General features: G+C 54.1%; 13 protein-coding genes. 1 reads left to right on the plus strand and 12 read right to left on the minus strand.

The window, feature by feature from the left end; genetic code table 11:
* Positions 1-310: 310 nt before the first annotated feature.
* The 12 genes from B145_RS0113835 to B145_RS25660 all read right to left on the minus strand — a co-directional run bounded on the left by B145_RS0113835 (position 311) and on the right by B145_RS25660 (position 11,592).
* A complete protein-coding gene (locus tag B145_RS0113835) occupies positions 311-532 on the minus strand; it encodes a hypothetical protein (protein WP_018608166.1) in 222 nt (73 codons plus the stop codon).
* A gap of 144 nt (positions 533-676) precedes the next feature.
* Positions 677-1,384: a hypothetical protein gene (locus tag B145_RS0113840; protein ID WP_018608168.1), complete on the minus strand. Its 708-nt coding sequence runs from the start codon at positions 1,382-1,384 to the stop codon at positions 677-679.
* Between the two features lie 174 nt (positions 1,385-1,558).
* Complete coding sequence (locus B145_RS0113845; RefSeq protein WP_157288423.1) at positions 1,559-1,825, minus strand: hypothetical protein; 267 nt, start codon at positions 1,823-1,825, stop codon at positions 1,559-1,561.
* 425 nt (positions 1,826-2,250) lie between these two features.
* A complete protein-coding gene (locus tag B145_RS0113850) occupies positions 2,251-2,439 on the minus strand; it encodes a hypothetical protein (protein ID WP_018608171.1) in 189 nt (62 codons plus the stop codon).
* Positions 2,440-2,527: 88 nt separating this feature from the next.
* Positions 2,528-3,262 (minus strand): hypothetical protein, encoded by a 735-nt coding sequence (locus tag B145_RS0113855; RefSeq protein ID WP_018608172.1) that lies wholly within the window; start codon positions 3,260-3,262, stop codon positions 2,528-2,530.
* 91 nt (positions 3,263-3,353) lie between these two features.
* Complete coding sequence (locus B145_RS0113860) at positions 3,354-4,073, minus strand: DUF2786 domain-containing protein (protein ID WP_018608173.1); 720 nt, start codon at positions 4,071-4,073, stop codon at positions 3,354-3,356.
* 102 nt (positions 4,074-4,175) lie between these two features.
* Entirely contained in the window at positions 4,176-4,370 is a 195-nt protein-coding gene (locus B145_RS0113865) for a hypothetical protein (RefSeq protein WP_018608174.1), read from the minus strand.
* A gap of 34 nt (positions 4,371-4,404) precedes the next feature.
* Positions 4,405-4,824: a hypothetical protein gene (locus tag B145_RS0113870; RefSeq protein ID WP_018608175.1), complete on the minus strand. Its 420-nt coding sequence runs from the start codon at positions 4,822-4,824 to the stop codon at positions 4,405-4,407.
* Between the two features lie 207 nt (positions 4,825-5,031).
* Positions 5,032-5,247, minus strand: a complete 216-nt coding sequence (locus B145_RS0113875; RefSeq protein ID WP_018608176.1) for a hypothetical protein — start codon at positions 5,245-5,247, stop codon at positions 5,032-5,034.
* Between the two features lie 69 nt (positions 5,248-5,316).
* Positions 5,317-5,460, minus strand: coding sequence for a hypothetical protein (locus tag B145_RS28690; RefSeq protein ID WP_157288424.1), 144 nt, complete (start codon positions 5,458-5,460; stop codon positions 5,317-5,319).
* A gap of 295 nt (positions 5,461-5,755) precedes the next feature.
* On the minus strand, positions 5,756-6,460 hold the full coding sequence (locus B145_RS29655) for a poly-gamma-glutamate hydrolase family protein (protein ID WP_018608177.1): 705 nt from the start codon (positions 6,458-6,460) through the stop codon (positions 5,756-5,758).
* A gap of 593 nt (positions 6,461-7,053) precedes the next feature.
* Positions 7,054-11,592, minus strand: a complete 4,539-nt coding sequence (locus tag B145_RS25660) for a DUF2345 domain-containing protein (RefSeq protein WP_245541868.1) — start codon at positions 11,590-11,592, stop codon at positions 7,054-7,056.
* Between B145_RS25660 and B145_RS29370 the strand changes: the two genes are divergently transcribed.
* Positions 11,521-11,823 (plus strand): hypothetical protein (locus B145_RS29370; protein ID WP_026259136.1); only part of this gene is annotated, 303 nt, incomplete at its 3' end. The two genes, B145_RS25660 and B145_RS29370, sit on opposite strands and share 72 nt — an antisense overlap.

Below are 11,823 nucleotides of genomic sequence, written 5' to 3' on the forward strand. Positions count from 1 at the left end.
GATTTGCGTCCTTGCCTTTTGAAACAGCTCAGGATAGATATCAGCAAGCTCTGTGATGCGGTGACCGTCAATCGGAGTGGCGAACCGAACGAACAGACGCCCATTTTCAACAATGGCCTTACCCTATTCTGCCGTAACCCCAGCGAGTGAGAGATTTTTGCAGTCCGCCGGGAACGTAAAGTAAATTGGAGTGATACCGCTAAACGACGGGTGAATCCAGGTGTCAGAAGATGCTTGCGTGATAGTTGCCATGCCCAGTTCTCCCCAATACGGCACATGCCGCGCTGCCTATTCGGCAGTTCTCATTTCCTCAGATCAAAACTGCGTAGTTTTGCGTGCCGAGCGGCAACCCCTTCCCCACCTCCCCTGTCTCCGCTTCGTCAGCGATCTTCAAGACTGTGGCGAGGACGCGGAGCGATTCAGGGTAAATCTCTTGACCGTTGCCAAGCGGACTGTCGAGCATCACAAGCGATTCTTGATGTCGATCTTGGATCAGCCTGTATTCGAGTTTTCGCACAATCATTCCACTCATACGCCCCTCTCATCAATACAACCTGTGATCTTGAGCTTCATACCTGGGCATTCTACGGGATGGTTGGCAAATGAGAGCGTTGAATACACTTCAGCGCAGAGAAAAGATTCAATCGATGCTTTTGCCTAGAAACGCGTTCAACAATTACCGATTTAACGAACAGAAAAAATCATAAACATCGATTTCGTCCGGGTCAGGTTGAAAAAGTTCTGGAACAGTCTCTTTGGCTGTGTCCTCGTTCTCGAAATCTGCAAGTCGATTTACAGTGATCTTCTCGTCACCTAAATAACTAAGGTCGCAGTCCTTGAGTACGAGGGTGTCGACACGTAGCTCACCAACAAAGAGCCCACCGTCCCACGTCGAGTCAGCGATGATAGTGCTGCCGGTAAAGACACCACCCACAATGAGGAAAGCATCGAAGTATGCGTGGCGCACACTTAGATTGCCGGTAACAACGATATTCGCAATCCCATCCACGCGTCTTGCATCAATATCCTCTTCCACGGTGAGGTTTCCGATCACAACAACCGTCCCCGTCGGATTCATTAGGCTCGCAATCGCTGTATCACCAACCGCGAGAAGGTACGGTGCCCGGAGTGAGGAAATATCTGCGTGTGGAAGATCAAAGCCCGCAGTCTCAAGTGCGCGAGCTATCTCGGCATGCGTACTGTTAATAAGTTGTGCCATGTAAAACCCCTGTGAAATAAAAAAATAATAATAACTGCGGCGACCTATGCTTAGCTCGTCATTCCCTTGCTCAACCGCCAAGTCTCGTAATTCGTCTGCCAGGTTTGCCACCGATCTTTCATAACGCTGCTCTAGGTCGGTAAGCCGCTGTTCAAGATCAATCACGTACTGTGCAAGCGTGTAATTACCCAGTACGCCTAGTTGGCGTTCAATTCTTTTCCCCTGCGCTCCGAATCGTTCGTGAGTCTTGTAAGTTGCTCTTGTGTTGCCATTCCCGATTTTCGTTTTTCATAGCTGATCGTAGTCGGAATTTGTCGGCCATTCGACTGCATCCAATGCCTAGAGTGCTTCATTGATGTGTTTCTGCGCGGACGGCAACTTGTCGCACAGAAAATTACGGTCATGGGAAATGCCGTAGCCATTCACGCTAACGCTTCCACCGAGCGACTTTGGCGCTTCGGACCAGGCTGCTTGCACCTTCTCGCAAGTCTTCTCTGCTGCGGCAACTTTGGCTTGAGCTTCTGCCTTTGTGACCATCATCGATTTCCTTCTATCAAGGTTTTCCTTCTCAACAATCAAACTCGAAGACGCCAAGCGCATCGTCATCAATCGTGTGTACTCTGATGTGTTCACACACATCAACGGCTTTCACTTTGAAATAGTCCCATAGTAGTATCATATCACGTCAATAAATGCTTGCCGCAAGATGCGCTGGTTGGCCTCAATGTACCGCGTCGTACAGTCCGTTTCATGGACGAGCGCCTGGCTGACTCCCGTGTGTGAAATCTGGAGAAATATGAAAGCCCCGGCGGCCCTAAAAAGAGAAGCTGGGGCTCAATTATGAATCAGGATCTAGTATTACATAGGGCTGAAATTCATTGTTTCATTCCTTTGATCTACGTCCAGCCTGAACTGCTGCACGCAATCCAGCAAGATGACTCTCGTGAAGAGTGCCACCCCAACTATCGATCGTCGCCAACAGCTTTTGGGCCTCATCTAGCAGAGGCGTCTTGTCCATATTGACTGGTGCGTTACCCAATTTTCAGCGCTGTGCGTGCTTGGCTGACACTACAATGCAAAGGATGTTCTTTGCTATTAAAACCACAACCAAAGGCATTGCCTCCGGCAAGCTTTTCAATATCGTCAAGAAGTGCAGCTATAGCATTGGACAACATTGATACGGTGACTCGGCCCATGTCGGCCGCAAGTATGTTCTGCATGACTGTTCCTCGAATTGATATGGCCGGAACAGGCCCAGACGGGCCTGCTGACCCGCCTGGGTGTTGAATAGATGTTGGCGACTGAAAACTACATGACCGAAATCTCACTATCCGAGACCGTCACTGAGGTGATGAACACCCCTGCCCCGTACGTTTCAATTACATTGGCTTGAGTCTTGGGATCTTCATCGGCTACATAGATGGCCTCTGTAAAGGCCTGGATCGCCTCATCGGAACTGGCTAACTGAAATACCTGGGTATGATCTTCATCTTTCCCTGGCTGACGCCCTGTGACAGCAAACCACTTGCATGGATGGGCTGTCGTCTCTGCTGGCTTGTCAGCTTCCTGGACTTCAGGACTGGGGTAGCCCGCTTCGGTTAGAAACTGCTGGTACAGCCGATCCGCCATCGAATTGAAGGTGTCACGACCGACCAAGGGTTCAATGAATTCTCGGGCACGCTCAACCCCATACTTCAATTGAATCTGCATAAGCGCTTCACCGGAGCCTGCTACAAAATAGACATCGATCTTGTCGTCTGCCCCCGTGTCGTCATCGAGAAGCTCAATCCAATCAGGTTCGGATACCAGGCTGGCTAGGTTATCCGCCAGTTCATCCAGATTTTGATTGTGATAACCCACGCCATCGGTCCAGCAGTCGATGTAATCCAAAACAAGTTCTCCCTCTGCAAAATGGATATCCATCTTGTCAAAGGATTTGCCCACCAGATCTTCAAGTGGCTCACAAGCGATTTTTATCTCAGTCAGACTGACCCCTGGCTTGAGCTTTAGAGAGGCACGAATAGCACAATGATGTGAAGACATATTTGAACTCCTTGTTGGAAAGAAAGTGAGTCCATCGAATGCTTCACCCCTTCGGGCAAAACACCCGATGGGTCAGATAGAACGGAACTAACTAGGTCAGTCGAAGAACAGGCTCGCGCTGCCCTGCCCCGACTCCTTGGCGCAGAGAGACTTCACCGCCGGCTCTTTCTCCCGCAGCCCAGGCACCACCGAAATTGCCTTCGATCTTCCTGGTGTGTGTTTTGGTAGAGCGCCCTTGAGTGATGGCCAAGACCTGCTCTTCAATGGCTGCTTCAATCTTGGTCTCATTTGCAAAGGCTGTAATATGCGAGCGAACGGCCTCCACCCAACCTATGCAGAACACTTCACCCGCCTGGTTGGTTTGTGCGACTCTCAACGTGCCTCCATATAGCCTGACTTCGTTGCGGATATTCTCAAGGAACCGTTTGCGGGCTTGAAGCAGCTGGCGAAGCAGGACCGTGGCCGTATAGGACGCTGCTTTGGCATTTACACTTAAGCCAACGTACTTGTACTTCATACACTGGGCTCTGCTGTCGGGCCTTGATGCAATTGCGCGACACCCGAAAGCACTTCCTATAATCTGAATGAGCGATGCTTCCCAGGTCGGTGGCTTGGTTTTGGAGCTTGAAGGCTCCTCCACTTCTTCGCAGGAGATCTCTCGTGCTACCAGATCCGACTCGTTGATTGCATACTTGCGCATGAGCGCCTGTGCCTGACGTAGCGCAGTGGCGGCTTCGTTCGGGTTGTCCGATTCAGCCAGTGCCAGACATTTTTTGATTCGCTCAATAATACGTTGTTGCTCTTCGTTCATGACTTCTCCAAATAAAGCGGAGAAAGCCCCCGCAGAGGAAGGCTTTCCCCTGCGGGTAAATCAAAAGTTAGTAGGGCGTCCCATCTCGGGATGCCCTAAAGGTCAAGGTTCTAAACGCTGTGTCCAGTTTCTGTTGGTCAGCGCATCCTCTGCAGCTTTTCGGGTTTTCCAATATTCAGAGGACTCCCTAGAATAAGGGCCCTCCTCGTCAGAGGTGCCAATATAAAAGCCAGCGTTGCTCTCCATCACACGGACTTGAATACGCTTGCCGGTTTCCAATGCCAGTTTTCCAAACATAGTTGTCTCCGGTTGAATACTTCTAGATGACTTCTCACGCAGCGGCATAGACCTGATCAAAATTAGCATCAACCCCACGTTTGATCTTTTTGACGCCATTGGAGGTACGCGTATCCATGACCGTGTGAGCAATCACGACGCTGTGACGCAGCCCAACCCGAACCAGTAAGGGTTGATACTCTTCGCCTGTGTTTTTGAATTGAATGGCAGCCTGCTCGGCTGTATGAATGACGAAATTTTGATCGTTTGATCTGGAGAGGAGATAACGGATCGTGATGTCAGGCAATTGCGCCAGGAACGTTCGAGCGGTTCTACCCTGCCAAACGCTGCTCCCAAAGTTAGGATCAAGCAAATAGAGCGCTTCAGCCAGTTGATCGTCACTATCAACGGTTTCTTGATCCAGGATCAGAGTACGATCCTGACGCAGGTAATGTAATGCTTCTGATCGGTTCATGATTCAGACTCCAAGGAATCCGAAGGACTGCCCCTGAAGGGACAAAGCCCCACGGGGTAGATGAACGCGGCGAAAGCATCTTCCTTGTGGGAAGCGCAGTTCCCGCAAGGGTGGAAAAGAGGTACAAAACAATAAAGGACGCTTGCAGAAGCGCCTGGAATTACAGGAGCTGCTACGAAATCAATGGAAATGCGGCGACTGTCAGCTTTACCATTTCCCCGAAAACGACAGTGCAGCACCAAGCACCATCGCTCCTGCATAGGTTTTCCAGGTACTAAAGTCCAGTGGCATGCCAATCAGCCACAGGCCCAGGAGAATCAAACCTGGAACCAGAGTGACCGCAACAAAGAACCACAGAGGGATGACTAGCCACAAGGGCTCCGATTTTGTGATCTCGTTTTGGTTAGGAGAAGTCTCAGACATGGCAATCCTTTAAAAGAAGTGATGTAAAAGATGTAAAACCGGCCAGAAATTTCCAAGGCGGCTTGTAGGTCAAAACAGCAAGACGAATTGAGCATGCGTGGCAGGGTTAAACCCCGTCAGCGTGCCAACTTGGCTCGCACGGGCCATTCTTTGCGCCTCGTAGAGATTGACGGTGGAAAGAAGCTTTCCATTGAGATAGAAACGGAAGTTCATGGGTGTCCTTAGAAGAAAAAATGGGACACACCAGCCCCATCGGGAGGAAGTCCCAATGGAGTAGAAATGCGCGACACCTGCGTGTCGTGTGACTTGAAAACTGCTTGACGTTGCCCTGGCCGTGGTGGCCTGTTCGGTCTCAAGGGCTAACCGAAGCTCGGTACTACGATAAATCTACGATGGCTGCATTCTAGCTTCGCCACTTTGAAAGCGGCAAGGCCCTCGGCATTCTTTATTTATCTTTGACCGGGAACGGGCTCTATCTGCTGAACCCCGACCCACTTGAAGCGGCGGGTCATTCAGGCGTCAATGCAGGATCTGCCGATGGGCAGAGGTTTCTTTGCTGGCAATCTCTGTTTCCGGAATCAGTTGTTTGAATTCGTTGGATAGATCTGTGCCGTGAAACGGAGTCCATGAGAGCAATATGTTTTCGGAAAGCGGCTCTAAGCACGGTTGAAAACCGTTCCATCTCGTCCGCGTCAGCAATCAATTTCCTTCTGAGCCCGTGCGAGAGTTCTAGTTGAAGCCCTTGCCCAGTGGAGCCCCGATTACAAATATCGCCTTGGTCCAAGCCTCGAAGCGCTGGCTTGATGTGCCGACCCACAGCGTAGCCCCCTCTTCTCAAAATGTCTGTTGTTGTGTAAACAAGCTGACTTGCGAGGCCACCCACATTGATGAAAAGCTCGCGGCCAGATCGGCAATGTATGATCGTCGCTACGATCTGGGCGGACTTGGCTACTTCAAGTCCCTGTGGCTCATCAAATCTTGAGCTGCTGATGTGAAGGTCCGCGTTATTATCTGGCTTGCAACCTTCAAAAAGGTAATACGTGAGATCTTTTCCAGCGACGGATCTGCAGATTTCTGATATGCCAACCCCAATTCGTCCGGCGTGGGGCGCGATCAGTGCAATAGCGGAACCTCTTTGGCACAACGCAATCCTGTATGAACCCTCGGGCTCAGATGAAACAAGTTGAGCGAAGTTGGCGTACTTATCTTTCATTGATTCTGACTAATGGGAAACGGAGCGGCTTCAGCCGCTTCCGCATACTCAGGCTGGCCGAATCCAGCGCCATATGATCTCTGCTTCGTCTGGCTTTGCCAAGGCAAAATTGGGCTGCTCAATCAACATCCCGCAATCAACGCCCCAAACGCACGCGCAACACATTGCGCACTCTACCCGGCTGACCCTATATCGGGGGATTTCTTGTTCGGGAAACAATCGATAGGTATCTTTCGCATCTCGAATTCGGCTCTAATTATCGAATTAAATCTGAAGGCATACTCTTCCGCGACGTTCTGTAGTTCCTGCTGTTCGGCTGTGGTCCATACATCCCCCGTACCAGGAATAATTTCCACCATCGTTCGATCAACTAGGCAGTTTTCCATGTCTATGCCGGGAACATGAGAGCTATACCCGCCGACAGCCAAGAATCGGATTCGTTGGCTCTGAATAGACTGCCGTGCATCGTCCTCTGGGTTACGTCCTCGAAGAGATTTCAGGAAATCGATATCATTCATTGTCGATGCCATAGAAGAGCAACCAGATGAAATTAAGAAAACTAAACCAATAATTAAGAGTATAGATCTCATAGCTTAATAAGCCGTTCTAAGGGGGTAGCCAAGCTCTTGCCGAACAGGATTTTCATTCTGATTTACATTATTCATTCTGCCCGGGCCATCGTCCTTCGTTCCTGTGGCCGCATGACCAATCTCGTGAGCAAGAATTATATCTGTCGACGCAGGCTGAACACCTTCGGTCGTATCTGTCGGCGGATGAAAACTGGGATCGACAACAATTAATGTGTCCCTCTGGCCAGCGCGTGGAGCGCCTGGGGGTGGATCAGAAGTTATCGTATATTTCTTTGGCGATTGTTCTAACACTTTGCACATTTCCTCCCCGCGCTTGGTAGACCTCACTCTATCCCACGCGTCCTGCAATGTCTTTTTCCCGCTGCCTACGATCTCAACGTCTAGTCCTCTTGGATCGATCCAACTCAGCGGATTCCCCCGGGCATATGCATAAATATTCAACCCACCACGCAACCCAATCGGATCCTTAGATACAAACCGCCCCGTATGCGGGTCGTAATACCGATGCCGATTGTAGTGCAGTCCGGTCTCGTGGTCGAAGTATTGGCCTTGGAATCTGATGTTCGTGGTGAGCCCTGCCTTGCGTCGGGCGGTGCTGATGAGTTCTTGGGCTTCTCCCCAGGCTTTGTAGTGGGCACTCCAGACGAGGTTTCCTGCTTCGTCGGTGAGTTCCTGCGGGGTGCCCAGGTGGTCGCAGTGGTAGTAGGCGGTGTGGGTGAAGGCTTGGTCTGCTGCGGCATCCATTGGGGTGTATTCCCAGGGGGCTTCGATCTTGCTGCGGATCGGTAGCCGGATGGGGCGATCAGTCGCCGCTTGCAGCAGCGGGACGAAGCTTTCCGGCTCATACAGGTAGTGGGTGGTGTGGTGGTCCGTGCCGCTGGTGGCGGTGGGGACTTTGCTTTCCCAGGCGAGCGTGTCACCTTCCCAGCCGTAGAGGGTAAGGCCGTAGCCTTTTTCTTGGGCGATGCGCCGTTGTTCGTTTTGGGCGTAGAGCGGGCCGTCACTGCTGGCGCTGTAGACGACAGCCTGGCTGTGTTTGCTGATGCGTCGCCCTAAGGCGTCGTATTGGTAGCTGACTTCGACTTGGGCATTGCGGCTGCGTTCGAGTCTCCCCAATGGGTTCCATTGGAATTGGGTGACTTCGCCATTCAGACGCCGGGTGGTAAGGTTGCCCAAGCCATCATAGGTGTTGTGTTGGCCTGCGTATTGTTTGAGAAGGTTATCGAGTAGCCGTGAGCTGGTGTTGGCTTGGCCGAAGTGTCCGGCTCTTGGGTGACGCATGGCGTCATCCGCTGCGCTGTAGGTGGTGCCGTTGTTGCCCTCTGCCCCGAAGCGGCGCTCTCCACTACGGGCATCGGCGTCTTGATCCAGCAGGTTGCTGGCCGGGTCGAAGGCAAAGGTTTCGCGGCCCAGGGGGCTTTGGGCTTCGATGAGGCGGCCGACGGGGTCGTACCGATAGTTGAGCGTGCCCCGGCGACTGTCTTGGATGCCTTGGAGTTGGCCGGCAGCGTCATACTGGTAGCGACGCTGGACCTGAGTATTAGGGGGGTTGCTGGCGTTGTAGCCCTGTTTGTCCGGATTGGCTGGGCTGGCTTTGAGGATTTGTTCCAGCAAACGGCCTACGGGGTCGTATTGGCGCTGTTGCTGGAGCTGGTTGTTCTGGCTGCGCAGGATTTCGCGGTGGAGGTCGTCGCGTTCAAAGGCGATGGCTTCCTGTCCGTCGAGCAGCAGGCCGTGGACGTGGCCGCTGCCGTAGCGCAGCCAGTCGATGCTGTGACCATCGGGGCGGTGGGTGCGGGTGCGATTGCCCAGGGGGTCGTATTCGTGACGCCAGACGGCCAGCCGGTCTTGTTCGGTGTAGGCGTGGTGTTCGCGCACCATGCGTCCGGCTTCGTCATAGAACCATTGGAGGTGGCTGTGGGCGTTGGCAGCCAGAAGCAGGCGTCCGTTGCCGTCATAGGCGAATTCTTCACGGTGGAGCACACCGGCTTGCTCAACGCTGCTGGGGCGGCCCTGGGCGTCCAGGGCTTGGCCTTGGGCATCACTCCAGTGGGCGCTGCGTTCAATGAGTCGGCCCAGGCCATCGAATTCAAAACGGGTGAGCAGATGACGGTCTGTTTCCGAAACACGCCCGTTTTGTGGATCGGTGGAGACGGTCGCCGGAATACTGCCACTGACCTGGGGTTGTTGCAGCGTCCAGGCGAGGATGCCGGTGGTCTCCTCGTAGTGGTAGTGGGTACGCTGGCCGTCGAAGCCGGTTTCTTCCAGCAGTCGCCCGACCGGGTCGTAGTGGAATTGCCAGGTGGCGTCGTTTTCGTTTTGCAGGCCAGTCAGCCGCCCGAGGCGATCCCAACGGTAACGCAGGGTCTGGCCCAGGGCATCGTGACGTTGGGCGATGAGGCCAGCACCCGTGTAGTCGTAGCGGGTGATACGCCCGAGCGGGTCGAGGTGGGCCAGGAGCCGCCCTTCGGCGTCTTGGACGTAGCGTTCGATGCTGCCGTCGGCACGTTCGATGGCCTCCAGGTAGCCGGTGGCATTGGGGGGAAGGCCTTCGAGGCTGGATATTTGTGCTGCTTGTGTTGCGTGTGCGGCTTCTACACCTTCTGCATAACGGTATTGGGTCTTGGCGTCGGTGGCGTCAGTAAAGGCGGCCAAGCGCCCTCGGGTGTCATAGGCCCATTGGCTGGTTTTGCCGCTGCAATCGGTGTAGCTGGCGAGTTGCCCGCCTTCGGTGTAAGCCAGGGCTTTGACGCCACCTTTGGCGTCGGTGATTTCAATGGGTTGCCCGGCTTTGTTGTAGGCGTATTCGGTTTCAAAGCCCAAGGGGTCAATCTCTTTGACGAGGTTGCCTGCAAGGTCGTATTCACGCTTCCAGTGCTGGCCGCTGCCATCGACGAGGGTGGTCAGATGCCCTTGTTCGTCGTAGGCAAAGTACAGGGTGCTGCCGTCTGCGCGCTCATGATAGATGAGTTGGCTGCGTTCATCCCAGTCGTAGTGATCCACACTGCCATCCGGGTGGATGTGCTTGACGACGTTTTTGGCGTCATCCCGGAAGAGCCATTCTTCGAAGTTATCGGGGTGGACGATGCGGTAGGTGTAGCCCAGGATGTCGTAGTAGTGCCAAGTTTCATTGCCCAGCGCATCGGTGACGTAGGTCAGCCGAATGTTCTCATCCCATTCGAGACGGGTGTCGAAGCTACCATCATCGGCCCATTCGTGCACGGCTTTGGCGAGGTGGTTGTCGTGCTCTTCGGCCCCGCTCCATTCGAGGTTGATGCCGCGCCCGGTGCGGTCGCTGTAGCGGGTGATGAGGTGGCGGGTATAGCGGTAATCCCAGCAGGCGCCGTTCTCGTCGGTGGCGCCGATCAGGTCGCCTGCTTCGTCGTATTGGTAATGGGCGAGTGTGCGTACCACTTGGCCTTCAACCAAAAGCTGCAGCGCGGTGATGCGCCCGGCATCATCCAGGGTGGTACCGATTTGGGCGAGTACCTTTTGGTCGTGCTGCAGACTCAATTCGGAGGGGGCGTTGCGTAGCGCACTGGCCTCATGCGCATAGCTTAGGGTCAGGCTGATCTTGTTGGGCCAGTTGGCCTGGGTGAGACGGTAGATCGTTTTACGGCCAGCCCCTTTGCCGGTGTCTACGCGCTCAAAGCGCTGGCTGTAGTCGGGGGTAAAGGCCAGCACTAAGGTTTGGTGATCCTGGCGGCTAAGCGTGAGGGTTTCAATGGCGTGGTAATGCTCTTTGCCCACCCCAAGCTTGGGGAAGGTGACCGGGCGGCCATCGGCACCCCAATAGATGAGTTCATCGCCCCGCTCTTCAATGTGGCAGAGCCAGTCGGTCGTCCAGCGTGCACCGAGTGGGCCGTTGTCGAGTACGCCAAGGTTGGAGGCGTAGGTGCGCTCCCAGACGAAGGGGATCAGAGTGGAAAGGGCAAAGTCGCTGTGGCTGAAGCGCTCCCAGCCCATGGCAAAGCCGATGCTGTGGGCTGTGCCACCTTTAGCTGCGGCTTTGGCTCTAGCAGCGGCTGCATTTTTGCAAGGGATGCATTCGTTTGTGGCGGGGAGTTCGTGCTCACTGGTTTCGAGTTGGCCCTGCCCTGGTTTGGGCGGCTCTGGCAGCGACGCCTTGCTACCAGACTTGGCCCCGGCCATGCTATGGCTGGCCGCATGCGAGACCCAACTGCCACTGGTGCCACTCTCAATCCCCCCGGCGCTCCACTTGGTGTAGCTGCCGCCGCCGTTGATGATGACTTCTTCTTTGGCATTAAAGGTGATTCGCTTGGCTTTTTCGGTTATCTCTAGCTTGGCTAAGAGGTTGATGCTTTTTTGTAGGGCTTGGATGTCGATGTTCTCTTTACCGGAGATGAGTTTGATCCCTGTCTTGTAGGCAAACATTCGTACCGAATCCATCGCACTGACCAGCCAACTCTTCCCCGCCACCACGCTGGCATGCCCACTCGCGGAGATGGCATGGTGCTCACCACTGTGCTGGTGGGTGCTCTTGGGCGTGGTGCTTTCAATCCCGGCGGGGCTGGCGAGCACCAGGTGCGGGGCGCTCAGTTCGGGGAAGCTGCCATCACCTTGGCTTCCGCCTGTGCCACCTCCACTGCCCTGGATAGCTTGGTGTTGGTCTTTGAGGCTTTTGACGACTTCCGCCTGGTCAGTGTCTTCCTGGGCCTGATGGTCTTTGGCGAGACTCCCCAGGGTGTCGTGCAGGTCTTGGCCTTGGTTGAGGCGTTGGGCGGTCTCAGTCAGATCGGTGATGTGGGCTTT

The sequence above is a fragment of the Uliginosibacterium gangwonense DSM 18521 genome (assembly GCF_000373965.1).
Lineage (GTDB): Bacteria > Pseudomonadota > Gammaproteobacteria > Burkholderiales > Rhodocyclaceae > Uliginosibacterium > Uliginosibacterium gangwonense.

Coding starts and splice junctions, on each gene's coding strand:
- B145_RS0113835 (WP_018608166.1), bottom strand. CDS start 532: ATGAGTGGAATGATTGTGCGAAAACTCGAATACAGGCTGATCCAAGAT.
- B145_RS0113845 (WP_157288423.1), bottom strand. CDS start 1,825: ATGACGATGCGCTTGGCGTCTTCGAGTTTGATTGTTGAGAAGGAAAAC.
- B145_RS0113850 (WP_018608171.1), bottom strand. CDS start 2,439: ATGCAGAACATACTTGCGGCCGACATGGGCCGAGTCACCGTATCAATG.
- B145_RS0113855 (WP_018608172.1), bottom strand. CDS start 3,262: ATGTCTTCACATCATTGTGCTATTCGTGCCTCTCTAAAGCTCAAGCCA.
- B145_RS0113860 (WP_018608173.1), bottom strand. CDS start 4,073: ATGAACGAAGAGCAACAACGTATTATTGAGCGAATCAAAAAATGTCTG.
- B145_RS0113865 (WP_018608174.1), bottom strand. CDS start 4,370: ATGTTTGGAAAACTGGCATTGGAAACCGGCAAGCGTATTCAAGTCCGT.
- B145_RS0113870 (WP_018608175.1), bottom strand. CDS start 4,824: ATGAACCGATCAGAAGCATTACATTACCTGCGTCAGGATCGTACTCTG.
- B145_RS0113875 (WP_018608176.1), bottom strand. CDS start 5,247: ATGTCTGAGACTTCTCCTAACCAAAACGAGATCACAAAATCGGAGCCC.
- B145_RS28690 (WP_157288424.1), bottom strand. CDS start 5,460: ATGAACTTCCGTTTCTATCTCAATGGAAAGCTTCTTTCCACCGTCAAT.
- B145_RS29655 (WP_018608177.1), bottom strand. CDS start 6,460: ATGAAAGATAAGTACGCCAACTTCGCTCAACTTGTTTCATCTGAGCCC.